The following is a 15,150-nucleotide window of genomic DNA, read 5'->3' on the forward strand; positions in this document are numbered from 1 at the left end:
ACGAAAGAAAAGGGGCCGCGAGGCCCCTTTTTGCGTTGCGCCGTTCAGTGACGGCCGGTGCTGCCGAAGCCGCCTTCGCCGCGATCGCTTTGCGCGAAGTCGTCGACGATGTTGAACTGCGCCTGCACGACCGGCACGATCACGAGCTGCGCGAGCCGCTCGAACGGGTTCAGCACGAACTCGGTCTGGCCGCGATTCCACGTCGACACCATCAACTGGCCCTGGTAGTCGGAATCGATCAGGCCGACCAGGTTGCCGAGCACGATCCCGTGCTTGTGGCCGAGGCCCGAGCGCGGCAGGATCAGCGCTGCGTAGCCGGGGTCGTCGAGGTGGATCGCGAGGCCCGTCGGCACCAGCGTCGTTTCGCCCGGCTGCAGCGTGACGGGCGCGTCGAGACACGCGCGCAGGTCGAGGCCCGCGCTGCCGGTGGTCGCGTAGGCGGGCAGGTAGTCGCGCATGCGCGCGTCGAGAATCTTCAGGTCGAGTTTCATGCGGTCGTCGAATCGGTCGGGAAGGGCGCGGCGGCGCGGGCCGCCGCGCGGGTGATCAGATCAGGCGGTTGTCCGGCAGGCGCTTCGCGATTTCCGTGACGAGCACGTGCGCGAGTTCGTCCTTCGGCGCGCGCGGCAGGCGCGTGAGGCCGGCTGCCTCGAACAGCACGACTTCGTTGTCGTCGCGGCCGAACGTCAGCGGGCCGAGGTTGCCGACCAGGAGCGGCACGTTCTTGCGCTTGCGCTTCTCGTCGCCGTGCACGTCGAGGTCGCCGCTTTCGGCCGCGAAGCCGACGCAATACGGCGGATCGGGCAGCGCCGCGACCGACGCGAGGATGTCGGGGTTCTCGACGAACGCGAGCGCCGGCATCTTGCGGTCGGCCGTCTTCTTCATCTTGTGCTCGGCCGGCTGATCGACGCGCCAGTCGGCGACCGCGGCCACCGCGATGAAGATGTCGGCGTCGGCTACCGCCTGCATCACCGCGTCGTACATCTGCTGCGCGGTCTGCACGTCCTGGCGGTACACGCCCCACGGCGTGTCGAGCGCGACCGGCCCCGCGACGAGATGCACGTCGGCGCCGGCCTGCTGCGCGGCGCGCGCGAGCGCGAAGCCCATCTTGCCGCTCGAGCGGTTCGTGAGCCCGCGCACCGGATCGAGCGGCTCGAACGTCGGGCCGGCCGTGATCAGCACGCGGCGGTGTGCGAGCACCTTCGGCGCGAAGTGCGAGACGATCGCCTCATAGATCGCCTCGGGCTCGAGCATGCGGCCGTCGCCGACTTCGCCGCACGCCTGCGCGCCCGAATCGGGGCCGAGCACCGACACGCCGTCGGCGCGCAGTTGCGCGGCATTGCGTTGCGTGGCCGGGTTCTGCCACATCTGGCGGTTCATCGCGGGCACGACGAGCAGCGGACAGTCGCGCGCTACGCACAGCGTCGACAGCAGGTCGTCCGCGAACCCGTGCGCGAGCTTCGCGAGGAAGTCCGTCGACGCGGGCGCGATCACGATCGCGTCGGCTTCGCGCGACAGGTCGATGTGCGCCATGTTGTTGCCGATGCGCGCGTCCCACTGGCTCATGTAGACGGGCCGGCCGGACAGCGCCTGCATCGTGACGGGCGTGATGAACTGCGCGGCGGCTTCGGTCATCGCGACCTGCACGGTCGCGCCTGCCTTCGTCAGCAGCCGGGTGAGCTCGGCGATCTTGTAGCAGGCGATGCCGCCCGTCAGGCCGAGAACGAGGTGTTTTCCTGCGAGTTCTGCGTGTGCCAACTCAGGCCTCCAAGGGTCAAACGGAACGGCCGGCGCGAAGCCGGCCGTCGCCACCGAGTATGCGCGCTCAGCGCGAGCCGCGCACGCGACGCAGTTCGTCGTAGATCAGCAGCACCGCGCCGATCGTGATCGCGGAATCGGCGAGGTTGAACGCCGGGAAGTGCCAGTCGCCGAGGTGGAAATCGAGAAAGTCGATCACGTGGCCGTAGATCAGCCGGTCGATCACGTTGCCGAGCGCGCCGCCGAGGATCAGCGCGAGCGACACGCTGAACAGCCGCTGGTGGCCGTGGCGCTTCAGCAGGAAGCAGATCACGAGCGTCGCGCCGACGCCGAGCGCGGTGAACGCCCAGCGCTGCCAGCCGCTCGCGGTCGACAGGAAGCCGAACGCGGCGCCGCGGTTGTACACCAGCACGAGGTTGAAGAACGACGTCAGCGCATGCTGCGCGCCGTACGCGAACGTTTTCAGGATCGCGATCTTCGACAGCTGGTCGAACAGGATCACGATCAGCGAAATGCCGAGCCAGGGCGCGAGCGCGCCGCTGGCCGGTTTCGACAGGGTTTTCGCCATATTTACGCAGCGCTCCGGATTTCGCCGTTTTCAAACAGGTTCGAGAAGCAGCGGCCGCACAGCGTCGGATGATCGGCGTGCGCGCCGACGTCCTCGCGGTAGTGCCAGCAGCGTTCGCACTTCTGGTATTTGGACGCGGCCACGTCGACGCTTTCCTGCGCTTCGTCGTCGACCTTCACGACCGTTGCCGCCGACGTGATCAGCACGAACTTCAGGTCGTCGCCGAGGCTCGTCAGCGCGTCGTAGCGCGCGCCGCTCGCATGCACGGCCACTTCGGCCTGCAGCGACGAGCCGATGCGGTTCGCGGTGCGGGCTTCCTCGAGCGCCTTCGTCACGTTGCCGCGCACGTCGCGCAGCAGCGCCCACTTCTCGATCAGCGCGGCCGCGCCGGCGACTTCCGGATACGCGTAGTAGGTTTCCGTGAACACGGTGTCGCTGGCCGGCTGGAACACCTTCCACGCTTCTTCCGCGGTGAACGACAGGAACGGCGCGAGCACGCGCAGCAGCCCGTGCGTCAGGTGGTACAGCGCGGTCTGCGCGGAGCGGCGTGCGCGCGAATCGGCCGCGCTCGTGTACAGGCGGTCCTTCAGCACGTCGAGGTAGAAGCCGCCGAGGTCTTCCGAGCAGTACGTCTGCAGCTTCGCGACGACCGGGTGGAATTCGTACTTCTCGTAGTGGCCGAGCAGTTCCGTCTGCAGTTGCGCGGAGAACGCGACTGCGTAGCGGTCGATCTCGAGCCATTCGTCGACCGGCACCGCGTGCTGCGCGAAGTCGAAGTCCGACAGGTTCGCGAGCAGGAAGCGCAGCGTGTTGCGGATGCGGCGATAGCCTTCGGTCACGCGCTTCAGGATTTCCTCGGAGATCGCGAGTTCGCCCGAATAGTCGGTCGACGCGATCCACAGGCGGATGATTTCCGCGCCGAGACGGTTCGCGACTTCATGCGGATCGACGCCGTTGCCGAGCGACTTGCTCATCTTGCGGCCTTCGCCGTCGACCGTGAAGCCGTGCGTGAGCAGGCCCTTGTACGGCGCGCGGCCGTCGATCATCGATGCGGTCAGCAGCGACGAGTGGAACCAGCCGCGGTGCTGGTCCGAGCCTTCGAGGTACAGGTCGGCCGGGAACTGCAGCTGATCCTTGTGCGAGCCGCGCAGCACGTGCCAGTGCGTCGTGCCCGAGTCGAACCACACGTCGAGCGTGTCGCGGTTCTTTTCGTACAGGTTCGCGTCGTCGCCGATCAGCTCGCGCGGATCGAGCGTCTGCCACGCCTCGATGCCCGACTGCTCGACGCGCTTCGCGACTTCCTCGAGCAGCTCGAGCGTGCGCGGATGCAGCTCGCCGGTTTCCTTGTGCACGAAGAACGCCATCGGCACGCCCCATTGGCGCTGGCGCGACAGCGTCCAGTCGGGACGGTTCGCGATCATGCTGAACAGGCGCTGCTTGCCCCACGACGGGTAGAACGCGGTGGCGTCGATGCCTTCGAGCGCGGTTTCGCGCAGCGTCTTGCCGCCGTCGCGCGGCGTCACGTCCATGCCGGCGAACCACTGCGACGTCGCACGGTAAATGATCGCCGTCTTGTGACGCCAGCAGTGCATGTAGCTGTGCTTGTAGTGCTCGCTGCGCAGCAGCGAGCCGGCCTCGCGCAGCGCGTCGACGACCTTCGGGTTCGCGTCCCAGATCGACAGGCCGCCGAACAGCGGCAGCGATTCGATGTAGCGGCCGTCGCCCATCACCGGGTTGATGATGTCCGAGTCGGTCATCCCGTGCGCCTTGCACGACTGGAAGTCCTCGATGCCGTAGGCGGGCGACGAGTGCACGACGCCGGTACCGGTGTCGGTCGTCACGTAGTCGCCGAGGTAGACGGGCGCGGTGCGCTTGTAGCCGGGGTGGGCCGATGCGAGCGGGTGGTGGAAGCGCAGGTTCGCGAGCTTCACGCCCGGCGTGGTCGCGACGACGCGGCCGGTCAGCTTGAAGTCGGTCATGCACGCTTCGACGCGTTCTTCCGCGATGATCAGCAGCCCGCGCTCGGTGTCGACCAGCGCGTAGACGATTTCCGGATGGAGGTTCAGCGCCTGGTTGGCGGGAATCGTCCACGGCGTGGTGGTCCAGATCACGATGCCGCCTTCGGCGCGCGGCAGCGCCGGCAGGCCGAACGCCTGCGCGGTCTTTTCCGGTTCCGCGAACGCGAACATCACGTCGATCGTCGGGTCGGTGCGATCCTTGTACTCGACTTCCGCCTCGGCGAGTGCCGAGCCGCAGTCGAAGCACCAGTTCACCGGCTTCAGCCCGCGATACACGTAGCCCTTCTCGATGATCTTGCCGAGCGCGCGGATTTCTTCCGCCTCGTTGACGAAGTTCATCGTCTTGTACGGGTTCGCCCAGTCGCCGAGCACGCCGAGACGCTTGAAGCCGACCTTCTGCTTCTCGATCTGCTCGGTCGCGTACGCGCGCGCCTTGCTCATCACTTCGGCCGCCGGCAGCGACTTGCCGAACTGCTTCTCGATCTGGATCTCGATCGGCATGCCGTGGCAATCCCAGCCCGGCACGTACGGCGCGTCGAAGCCGGCCATGTTGCGCGACTTGACGACGATGTCCTTCAGGATCTTGTTGACCGCGTGACCGAGGTGGATGTCGCCGTTCGCATACGGGGGGCCGTCGTGCAGGATGAACTTCGGCCGGCCCTGGCTGGCCGCGCGGATCTTCTCGTAGATGCCGCGCTCTTCCCATTCCTTGACCCACTGCGGCTCGCGCTTGGGCAGGTCGCCGCGCATCGGGAACGGCGTGTCGAGCAGGTTGACCGGATACTTGGCCTGCGGTTTCGAATCGGCTTTCTTGTTGCTCATGATGGGATCGCTATCTAAATCGGGGGACGCTCGTGCGTCGTGAATCGGGGATGCGCGCGGGTCGGCGGCGCGAGGGTGCGGCGCGGGGCGCCGCCGGCCGGATCAGCTAATTCGGTCGGTCGCCGAGGTCGAGAAGCCGGTCGTGCGGCTGCCCGGCGCGCGGTCGCGCTCGACGAAGTACGCACGTGCATTCGCGACGTCCAGCGCGATCGCGCGCGACAGCGCCTCGAGATCGTCGAACTTCGCCTCGTCGCGCAGCTTCTTCAGGAATTCGACGCGGATGAGCTTGCCGTACGCGTCGCCGTGCCAGTCGAGCAGGTGGACTTCGAGCAGCACGCGGCCGGAATCGTCGACGGTCGGGCGCAGCCCGAGGCTCGCGACGCCCGGCAGCGGGGCGGGGCCCAGGCCGTGCACCTGCACGACGAAGATGCCCGCGAGCGCCGGCCGCTTGTGCGCGATCGGCAGGTTCAGGGTCGGGAAGCCGAGGTCGCGGCCGAGCTTCAGCCCGTGCGCGACGTGGCCGCTGATCGCGTAGCCGTGGCCGAGCGCCTGCGCGGCCGCGTCGAGATCGCCCGCCGCGAGCGCGGCGCGCACACCCGAGCTGGAGATGCGCGTGCCGTCGCTGCCGGCGACCGTGCCCATCTGCTCGACCTCGAAGCCGTACTGCTCGCCGGCCGCCTTCAGCGTGTCGAAGGTGCCCGCGCGCTTCGCGCCGTAGCAGAAATCGTCGCCGACCATCATCCAGCGCGTGTGCAGCCCGTTCACCAGCGTGCGCTCGACGAACGCCTGCGGCGACTGGCTTGCGAACGTATGGTTGAAGTGCTCGACGACGACGCGGTCGACCCCGTGCTCGCGCAGCGCTTCCAGCTTGTCGCGCAGCATCGCGATGCGCGGCGGCGCGCCGGCCGGGTTGAAGAATTCCCGCGGGTGCGGCTCGAAGGTCATCACGCACACGGGCAGGCCGCGCGCGTCCGCTGCCGCGCGCACGCGCGCGAGCAGGGCCTGGTGGCCGCGATGGACACCGTCGAAGTTGCCGATCGTCAGCGCGCACGGCGCGCGGCTCTCGGCGTTGGGCAGGCCGCGGAAGACTTTCACGATAGCGGATGCAGCGTCGGGGAATGGGCGGTGGGATGCCGCAAAGCAGAAGATTATAAACGTTCGGGCGGCCCGGCGGCCGAGAAGGGGGGAAACGCAGGGGCGAATGGTAAAATTCGCGGATGAAAAAACTCGTGATCCTGATTTCCGGTCGCGGCAGCAACATGGAGGCCATCGTCCGCGCGTGCGCGCAGGAACGCTGGCCGGCCGAGGTCGCCGCCGTGATCGCCAACCGGCCCGACGCGGCCGGCCTGGCTTTTGCCGCGTCGCACGGGGTGGCGACCGCGGTGGTCGACCATCGCTCGTTCGACGGCCGCGACAGCTTCGACGCGGCGCTCGCCGCCGAGATCGACCGCTCCGCGCCCGATCTCGTCGTGCTTGCCGGCTTCATGCGCATCCTGACGCCCGATTTCGTCAGACGATATGAAGGCCGGCTGCTGAACATCCACCCGTCGCTGCTGCCGAGCTTCAAGGGCATCCACACGCACCAGCAGGCGCTGGATGCCGGCGTCGCGCTGCATGGCGCGAGCGTGCATTTCGTGATTCCCGAACTCGACAGCGGTGCGATCGTCGCGCAGGGCGCGGTGCCCGTGCGCGCGGGCGACGACGCGGCCGCGCTCGCGCGGCGCGTGCTGACGGTCGAGCACGTGCTGTATCCGCGTGCGGTCCGCTGGTTCGTCGAGGGGCGCCTGCGCCTCGAGAACGGCAGGGCAGTGGTCGCGCCGGAAGAGGCGCGCTGGATTTTCGCGGATCAACCGCATACCGAAACGAGCGAGGGCGTATGAAGCTGCACGGATTCCTGATTGGCCAGACCGAGACCTTGCTGGCCGAGGTGCTGAAGTTCACCGGCCCCGCCGACGCGACGACGAGCCGGTTCTTCCGTGCGCACCCGAAGCTCGGCCACGCCGAGCGCGGCGTGATCGCCGAGGCGGTGTTCGCGGTGCTGCGCCGCAAGATGGAGTTCTCGCACCTCGCCGAGAGCGGCACGGGCAGCCCCGCGCGGCGCCTGACGCTGCTCGGCCTGATGCAGACGCTCGGCCGCAATGCGCTGAAGCCGTTCGTGTCCGACACCGAGGCCGCGTGGCTCGAGCACGTGTCGAAGATCGATCCGGCGAGCCTGCCGGTGCGCGTGCGCACGAACCTGCCCGACTGGATCTACCAGGCGCTGTCCGCCCGTTTCGACGCGGAGGAACTCGCGCAGCTCGCCGCCGCGCTGAACTACCCGGCGCCGCTCGACCTGCGCGCCAACGCGCAGAAGGCGACGCGCGACCAGGTGATCGACGCGCTGCGCGCGAACGGCATCGACGCGGGCGAGACGCCGTTCGCGCCGCAAGGCGTGCGCGTCGTCGGCAAGCCGGCGCTCACGCGTCTGAAGCTGTTCGAGGAAGGCCAGATCGAGGTGCAGGACGAAGGCAGCCAGCTGCTGTGCTCGCTGGTCGCGCCGCGCCGCGGCGAGATGGTCGTCGATTTCTGCGCGGGCGCCGGCGGCAAGACGCTCGCGCTCGGCGCGATGATGCGCTCGACCGGGCGCCTTTATGCGTTCGACGTGTCGGAAAAGCGCCTCACGAAGCTGAAGCCGCGCCTCGCGCGCAGCGGGTTGTCGAACGTGAACCCGGTGCTGATCGACAGCGAACACGACGCGAAGATCAAGCGGCTCGCCGGCAAGATCGACCGCGTACTGGTCGATGCGCCGTGCAGCGGCCTCGGCACGCTGCGCCGCAACCCCGACCTCAAGTGGCGCCAGACGCGCACGTCGATCGAGGAACTCACGCCGAAGCAGGCGTCGATCCTCGCGAGCGCCGCGCGTCTCGTGAAGAAGGGCGGCCGGCTCGTGTACGCGACCTGCAGCGTGCTCGACGCGGAGAACGAGGCGATCGTCGAGCAGTTCCTCGCCGACCATCCGGACTTCGTGCTGGTGCCCGCGCAGAAGGTGCTGGCCGACCAGCGCATCGAACTCGAGACCGGCGACTACCTGTCGCTGTGGCCGCACCGCCATGCGACCGACGGCTTCTTCGCCGCGGTGCTGGAACGGCGCGCCGCGCAGTAACGGCGGGGCGCACGGACGATGGAGAATCTGCAGAACCGCCTGCTGTCGCACCGGCTCGCGTCGGTGATCCGCGACTTCAACCAGCCGGTGATGATCTGGCAGGCGGCGATCCTCGTCGGCGCGCTGTGTTTCGCATGGGTGGCCGCGCGCTTCGTGCACGGCCGCATCGACGCGCGCCGGCGCGCCGCCGGCCGGATGCCGGGCGCCGGGGCGCAGAGCCTGAAGCGCGCGCTGTTCCCGCTGTTCGGCGGGTTGTTCGTGCTGGCCGCGCAGCTCGGGTTCGACCCGTTCATGTCGACGTCGCTGCTGTCGCTCGCGCTCGTGCCGCTGTTCGGCATCGGGCTGATCTACGTGCTGTTCTTCTTCGCGCGGCGCGTGTTCGCCCGCGACGGCCACACGCATGCGTGGCTGTCGATCGTCGAGAAGATCGTGTCGGTGATCGTGTGGGCGGCGATGGTGCTGACGGTGCTCGGGATCCAGCGCGACGTGATCGCGTGGCTCGACAGCGTGCAGTTTCGCGTCGCGAATGCGCACCTCACGCTGCTGTCGGTGATCTCCGGCGCGCTGTGGGTGTGCGTGACACTGATGGTCGCGATGTGGCTCGGCTCGGTGCTCGAGGAACGCCTCGCGCGCGCCACCACGCTCGACGCGAACCTGAAGGTCGTGATGTCGCGGATCGGCCGCGCGCTGCTCGTGTTCGCGGCGATCCTGATCGGCCTGTCGCTCGTCGGCATCGACGTGACGGTGCTCGGCGTGTTCGGCGGCGCGGTCGGTGTCGGCCTCGGCTTCGGGCTGCAGAAGATCGCCAGCAACTACGTGTCGGGCTTCATCATCCTGCTCGACCGTTCGCTGCGGCTCGGCGACGCGATCAGCGTCGGCGGGCTCCAGGGCGTCGTCACGCAGATCCGCACGCGCTATACGGTCGTGCGCGGCCTCGACGGCAACGAGACGCTGATCCCGAACGAGAAGCTGATCACCGACGTCGTGCAGAACCAGTCGTCGTACCTGACGCGCGGCTACGCGAAGGTCGCCGTGCAGATTGCTTATACCAGCGACGTCGAGCAGGCGCTCGCGGTGCTCGCGGAAGCCGCGAAGGGCGTGCCGCGCGTGCTCGCGGAGCCGGCGCCGACGCCGTATCTGGTCGGCTTCGGCGCGGACGGGATCGACCTGGAGCTCGGCTTCTGGATCGAGGATGCGGCGAAGGGCACGTCGGGCGTGCGTTCGTCCGTGAACCGCAACATCTGGCGGCTGTTCGGCGAGCACGGGATCTCGATTCCGTTCCCGCAGCGCGAAGTGCGCGTGGTCGGTTTGCCGGAGGGGTTCGCCGCGACCGGCGTGGTCGCCGAGGGCATGCCCGTGGCCGATGGCCTGTCGGTGGACGGGCGGGCGTCGGCCGCGTAGACGCGGCCGACGGCGTGAATCGGGCGGGGCCTGCGGCCAGAACCGGATCGCGCGCCTTTCCCGGTCCGCCGATGGACTGTTTGCGTTGCGTCAAGACAAGAGAATATTCATTTTTTACAAAGACTTGGAACGGTTGAAGTAAAATTCCGGTCTACACGCGGTATGCTTTCATTTTTATGACGTCGGCCGGCGCCGGCATCGCTCTCACCACAGGTAACTGCCTTGTTGAATTCCCTGCTCGATTTTCTTTCCCACGGGCTCCTGCGCTTTTCGTGGTGGCAGGTCGCGCTGTTCGCGCTTGCCGTCACGCACGTCACGATCATCGGCGTGACGGTCTACCTGCACCGCTGCCAGGCGCACCGCGCGCTGGAGCTGCACCCGATCGCGAGTCACTTCTTCCGCGCCTGGCTGTGGATGACGACCGGCATGCTGACGGGCCAGTGGGCTGCGATCCATCGCAAGCACCACGCGAAGTGCGAAACCGAGGAAGATCCGCACAGCCCGCAGACGCGCGGCATCTGGAAGGTGTTCCTCGAAGGCGCCGAGCTGTATCGCGCGGAAGCGAAGAACGAAGAAACGATGCGCAAGTTCAGCCACGGCACGCCGAATGACTGGATCGAGCGCAACGTGTACTCGAAGTACCCGATCCTCGGCGTGAGCCTGATGATGGTGATCGACGTCGCGCTGTTCGGCGTGCTCGGCCTGACCGTGTGGGCCGTGCAGATGGTCTGGATTCCGTTCTGGGCCGCGGGTGTCGTGAACGGCTTCGGCCACTTCTGGGGCTACCGCAACTTCAACTCGGCCGATGCGAGCACGAACCTGTTCCCGTGGGGCATCGTGATCGGCGGCGAAGAGCTGCACAACAACCACCACACGTTCGCGACGTCGGCGAAGCTGTCGAACAAGTGGTACGAGTTCGACATCGGCTGGATGTACATCCGCATCATGTCGGCATTCGGTCTCGCGAAGGTGAAGAAGGTTGCACCGACGCCGCGCCTGAACAAGCCGAAGACGGTGCTCGACCAGGAAACGCTGCAGGCCGTGCTGTCGAACCGCTACGAAGTGATGGCGCGCTACGGCAAGGCCGTGAAGCGTGCCTATCGCCAGGAGCTCGCGCACCTGAAGGAAATCGGCGGCGAGAAGTACCAGCTGATGCGCGGCGCGCGCAAGTGGTTCCACAAGGACGCCGACGGCCTCGACGAACCGCAGAAGAAGCTGCTGCCGGAGATCTTCGCGAACAGCCAGAAGCTGCACACGTACTTCCAGCTGCGCCAGGATCTGGCCGCGATCTGGGATCGCTCGACCGCTTCGCGCGAACAGCTGCTCGCGCAATTGCAGGATTGGTGCCATCGCGCGGAACAAAGCGGCATCAAGGCGCTGCAGGAATTCGCGACGCGCCTGCGTCGCTACGCCTGATTCGAAATCGATTAGAATCTCAGGACGTCACAAACCCCGCGTTGGCGGGGTTTTTTCATTTGGGCGGCCGGTTTTCGAAGGGCGACCGGAAGCCCGGAATTCGTATGAGGCTCGGGGCAGCGCTGACGTGCCGCCCCGGGGCGAGCGTAGGGATGGGCTGGAGCAAAAGCGCTGAAGCGCTAACTCGGGCCGACAGGAGATATGGAGATGCAATCGACGATCAAACCCGTCGAGTACGACCGGCCGGTCTCGGCGGGAACCGTCTGTGGGGTAGGCCAGGCGTGGGCCAAAGTGCCCGAGGCGCCGTCCGCCGAAGAACGCGCCGCACTGAAGGCGCGCATCAAGGCGCTGCTCGCACGTGAAAAGGCCGTGCTCGTCGCTCACTACTACGTGGATGCCGAGCTGCAGGAACTGGCGGACGAAACCGGCGGCTGCGTCGCCGATTCGCTCGAAATGGCCCGTTTCGGCCGCGACCACGACGCGCAGACGCTCGTCGTCGCCGGCGTACGCTTCATGGGCGAAACCGCGAAGATCCTGAGCCCCGGCAAACGCGTACTGATGCCCGATCTCGACGCGACATGCTCGCTCGATCTCGGTTGCCCGGTCGACGAATTCTCCGCGTTCTGCGATGCGCATCCCGACCGCACCGTCGTCGTCTACGCGAACACCAGCGCCGCCGTGAAGGCCCGCGCGGACTGGATGGTCACGTCGTCGATCGGCCTCGAAATCGTCGCCGACCTGCACGCGCGGGGCGAGAAGATCATCTGGGCACCCGATCGCCATCTCGGCAGCTACATCCAGAAGAAAACCGGCGCGGACATGCTGCTGTGGCAGGGTTCGTGCCTCGTCCACGACGAATTCAAGGGCATCGAGCTCGACCTGCTGCGTGCCGAATATCCGGACGCGAAGGTGCTCGTGCATCCGGAGTCGCCGGAAAACGTCGTCGCGCAGGCGGACGTCGTCGGCTCGACGACGCAGCTGATCGATGCCGCCGTGAAGCTCGACGCGACGCACTTCATCGTCGCGACCGACCTCGGCATCCTGCACAAGATGCAGCTCGCGGCGCCCGGCAAGACCTTCATCGCCGCGCCCACGGCCGGCAACAGCGCGACCTGCAAGAGCTGCGCGCATTGCCCGTGGATGGCGATGAACGGCCTCGCGAACCTCGCCGACGTGCTCGAGCGCGGTCACAACGAGATCTTCGTCGATCCGGCGATCGGCGCGCGCGCGCGTCTGCCGATCGACCGGATGCTCGATTTCGCCGCGGCGCACAAGAAGCGCGTGCAAGCGAGCGGCGATCTGCAGCGCGATCAGCAACTGTTCGCGAACGTGGGGGCTGCATGACCGGCGCAGTCTCTCCGCTGTTCGAAGCCGTCCGCGCACAATACGGCGCGGCGTTCGACGAAGCGATCGCGCGCAACGTCGCCGATGCGATCGCCGAAGACGTCGGCACCGGCGACCAGACCGGGCGGCTCGTGCCGGCCGGCGAGCGGCGCCGTGCGCGCATCATCGTGCGCGAGGAAGCCGTGTTGTGCGGCGTGCCGTGGTTCGAGGCCGTCATCGCGCGAATCGATCCGTCGATCGTCGTGCAGTGGCGCTATCGCGAAGGCGACCGGATGACGCCGGATTCGACCGTCTGCGAACTCGAAGGGCCGGCGCGCGCGCTGTTGACGGCCGAGCGCAACGGACTGAACTTCCTGCAGCTGCTGTCGGGCGTCGCGAGCGCGACGCGTCGTTACGTCGATCGCGTCGAAGGCACGCGCACGAAGATCCTCGATACGCGCAAGACGCTGCCGGGCCTGCGGCTCGCGCAGAAGTACGCGGTGCGGGTCGGCGGCGGCGAGAACCAGCGTCTGGCGCTGTACGACGGCATCCTGATCAAGGAAAACCATATCGCGGCTGCCGGCGGTGTCGGCGAAGCGCTCGATGCGGCGTTCGCGCTCGAATCAGGCGTGCCGGTGCAGGTGGAAGTCGAGACGCTCGCGCAGCTCGACACGGCGCTCGCGCATGGCGCGCAGTCGGTGCTGCTCGACAACTTCACGCTCGACATGATGCGCGAGGCAGTGCGCATCGCGTCCGGCAAGGCCGTGCTCGAAGTGTCGGGCGGCGTCAATTTCGATACGGTGCGCACGTTCGCGGAGACGGGCGTCGACCGTATCTCGATCGGCGCGCTGACGAAGGACGTGCGCGCGACCGACTACTCGATGCGGATCGTCGACTGACCGCGCGACATACCGTCTGACGAAAAAAGCCGCTGGCGCGCATGACGCCAGCGGCTTTTTTTGTGCGGCGGCAGCCGGGAAGGGCGTACCGGTCAGCGGCGCGAGCGGGGCGTGAGCACGCTCGGCAGCGCCTTCGGCAGCGTGTGCGGCCAGTCGCGGCTGTAGTGCAGCCCACGGCTTTCGCGGCGCGAGTACGCGCTCTTCACGATCAGCGTCGCGACGTCGACGAGATTGCGCAGCTCGAGCAGGTCGCGCGTCACGCGGAAGTTCGCGTAGTACTCGTGGATCTCGTCGCGCAGCAGCGACAAGCGGTGCTTCGCGCGCTCGAGACGCTTGTCGGTGCGCACGATGCCGACATAGTTCCACATCAGCCGGCGCAGTTCGTCCCAGTTGTGCGCGACGACGACTTCCTCGTCCGCATCCGAAACGCGGCTTTCGTCCCATGCGGGCAGCTTGGCCGGCGTTGCAGCGTCGAAGCCGGCCGCTTCGATCGCCTCGGCCGCCGCGCGGCCGATCACGAGGCATTCGAGCAGCGAATTGCTCGCGAGCCGGTTCGCGCCGTGCAGCCCCGTGTACGACGTCTCGCCGACCGCATACAGGCCCGCGAGATCGGTGCGCCCCGCGAGATCGGTGACGACGCCGCCGCACGTGTAGTGCGCGGCCGGCACGACCGGAATCGGCTGCTTCGCGATGTCGATGCCGAATTCGAGGCAGCGCGCATGGATCGTCGGGAAGTGTTCGCGCAGGAACGCTTCCGGCTGGTGGCTGATGTCGAGATACACGCAGTCGATCCCGCGCTTCTTGATCTCGAAGTCGATCGCGCGCGCGACGATGTCGCGCGGCGCGAGTTCCGCGCGCGGATCGTGTGCGGGCATGAAGCGCGTGCCGTCCGGCAGCTTGAGCAGGCCGCCTTCGCCGCGCACGGCCTCCGAAATCAGGAACGACTTCGCATACGGATGGAACAGGCAGGTCGGGTGGAACTGGATGAATTCCATGTTCGACACGCGGCAGCCCGCGCGCCACGCCATCGCGATGCCGTCGCCGGTCGCGGTGTCGGGGTTCGTCGTGTACAGGTAGACCTTGCCGGCGCCGCCGGTCGCGAGCACCGTGTGCGGCGCCTCGATCGTGATCGTGCGGTCGTTGTCGACGTCGAGCGCATACAGCCCGTGACAGCGGCGCCCGGGCAGCCCGAGCCGGTCCGACGTGATCAGGTCGATCGCATGGTGGTTTTCGAAGAACGTGATGTTCGGATGCTGGCGTGCGCGGTCGGACAGCGTCGCGAGCACCGCATGGCCGGTCGCGTCGGCCGCGTGGATGATCCGGCGGTGGCTGTGGCCGCCTTCGCGCGTCAGGTGGAAACCGAGTTCGGCCGCATCATCCTTCGTGAACGGCACGCCCTGGGAGATCAGCCATTCGATCGCTTCGCGGCCATGCTCGACGATGTAGCGCGTCGCGCCTTCGTCGCACAGCCCGCCGCCGGCGACCAGCGTGTCGTCGACGTGGTTCTCGATGCTGTCCGCCGAATCGAGGACGGCCGCGATGCCGCCTTGCGCGTTATCGCTTGCCCCCTCCATCATCGAACGTTTCGCGATCAGCGCGACACGTCGCGTGCTGGCCAGGTTGAGTGCGACCGACAGCCCTGCCAGGCCGCTGCCGACGATCGCCACGTCGAATTTCATGCTGCATCTCCATCGTTACGCTTTAGATCTTGTGCGTTCCGTCGACCTTGGCCGCGGAAAGGGGAGAGCATACCGCGTCGGGCCCGAGCGTGCGCGCGAAACCGCGCAAAACAAAAAGCCCCGC

The 15,150-nt window shown here is 67.5% G+C and carries 12 protein-coding genes; 6 read left to right on the forward strand and 6 right to left on the reverse strand.

The window, feature by feature from the left end; translation table 11 throughout:
* Positions 1 to 44: 44 nt before the first annotated feature.
* From dut to PL79_RS15735, 5 genes are all read right to left on the reverse strand, one after another.
* On the reverse strand, positions 45 to 491 hold the full coding sequence (gene dut, locus PL79_RS15715) for a dUTP diphosphatase (protein WP_044845587.1): 447 nt from the start codon (positions 489 to 491) through the stop codon (positions 45 to 47).
* A gap of 55 nt (positions 492 to 546) precedes the next feature.
* Complete coding sequence (coaBC, locus tag PL79_RS15720; protein WP_044845588.1) at positions 547 to 1,758, reverse strand: bifunctional phosphopantothenoylcysteine decarboxylase/phosphopantothenate--cysteine ligase CoaBC; 1,212 nt, start codon at positions 1,756 to 1,758, stop codon at positions 547 to 549.
* Positions 1,759 to 1,825: 67 nt separating this feature from the next.
* The gene (lspA, locus tag PL79_RS15725; RefSeq protein ID WP_044845589.1) at positions 1,826 to 2,326 is read right to left on the reverse strand and encodes a signal peptidase II; all 501 of its coding nucleotides are present in this window, start codon (positions 2,324 to 2,326) and stop codon (positions 1,826 to 1,828) included.
* 2 nt (positions 2,327 to 2,328) lie between these two features.
* Positions 2,329 to 5,166 carry an isoleucine--tRNA ligase gene (gene ileS / locus PL79_RS15730; RefSeq protein WP_044845590.1) on the reverse strand — a complete coding sequence of 946 codons (2,838 nt, stop codon included), beginning with the start codon at positions 5,164 to 5,166 and terminating at the stop codon, positions 2,329 to 2,331.
* 102 nt (positions 5,167 to 5,268) lie between these two features.
* A complete protein-coding gene (locus tag PL79_RS15735; protein ID WP_044845591.1) occupies positions 5,269 to 6,261 on the reverse strand; it encodes a bifunctional riboflavin kinase/FAD synthetase in 993 nt (330 codons plus the stop codon).
* Between the two features lie 122 nt (positions 6,262 to 6,383).
* Here PL79_RS15735 and purN point away from each other — a divergent pair, with 122 nt between their 5' ends.
* From purN to nadC, 6 genes are all read left to right on the forward strand, one after another.
* Positions 6,384 to 7,046 carry a phosphoribosylglycinamide formyltransferase gene (purN, locus tag PL79_RS15740; protein WP_044845592.1) on the forward strand — a complete coding sequence of 221 codons (663 nt, stop codon included), beginning with the start codon at positions 6,384 to 6,386 and terminating at the stop codon, positions 7,044 to 7,046.
* Positions 7,043 to 8,308: an RsmB/NOP family class I SAM-dependent RNA methyltransferase gene (locus PL79_RS15745; RefSeq protein WP_044845593.1), complete on the forward strand. Its 1,266-nt coding sequence runs from the start codon at positions 7,043 to 7,045 to the stop codon at positions 8,306 to 8,308. Before purN ends, PL79_RS15745 begins: the two co-directional genes overlap by 4 nt.
* A gap of 18 nt (positions 8,309 to 8,326) precedes the next feature.
* Complete coding sequence (locus tag PL79_RS15750; protein WP_044845594.1) at positions 8,327 to 9,709, forward strand: mechanosensitive ion channel family protein; 1,383 nt, start codon at positions 8,327 to 8,329, stop codon at positions 9,707 to 9,709.
* Positions 9,710 to 9,931: 222 nt separating this feature from the next.
* A complete protein-coding gene (locus PL79_RS15755; RefSeq protein WP_044845595.1) occupies positions 9,932 to 11,125 on the forward strand; it encodes a DesA family fatty acid desaturase in 1,194 nt (397 codons plus the stop codon).
* Positions 11,126 to 11,332: 207 nt separating this feature from the next.
* On the forward strand, positions 11,333 to 12,469 hold the full coding sequence (gene nadA, locus PL79_RS15760) for a quinolinate synthase NadA (RefSeq protein WP_044845643.1): 1,137 nt from the start codon (positions 11,333 to 11,335) through the stop codon (positions 12,467 to 12,469).
* A complete protein-coding gene (gene nadC, locus PL79_RS15765) occupies positions 12,466 to 13,347 on the forward strand; it encodes a carboxylating nicotinate-nucleotide diphosphorylase (protein ID WP_044845596.1) in 882 nt (293 codons plus the stop codon). The genes nadA and nadC overlap by 4 nt, the downstream gene beginning before the upstream one ends.
* A gap of 92 nt (positions 13,348 to 13,439) precedes the next feature.
* On the opposite strand, the gene nadB is transcribed toward nadC, so the two are convergent.
* The gene (gene nadB, locus PL79_RS15770; RefSeq protein WP_044845597.1) at positions 13,440 to 15,026 is read right to left on the reverse strand and encodes an L-aspartate oxidase; all 1,587 of its coding nucleotides are present in this window, start codon (positions 15,024 to 15,026) and stop codon (positions 13,440 to 13,442) included.
* Between the last annotated feature and the right edge of the window lie 124 nt (positions 15,027 to 15,150).

The organism is Burkholderia sp. USMB20 (assembly GCF_000949135.2).
In the GTDB taxonomy this organism is placed as follows: Bacteria; Pseudomonadota; Gammaproteobacteria; order Burkholderiales; family Burkholderiaceae; genus Burkholderia.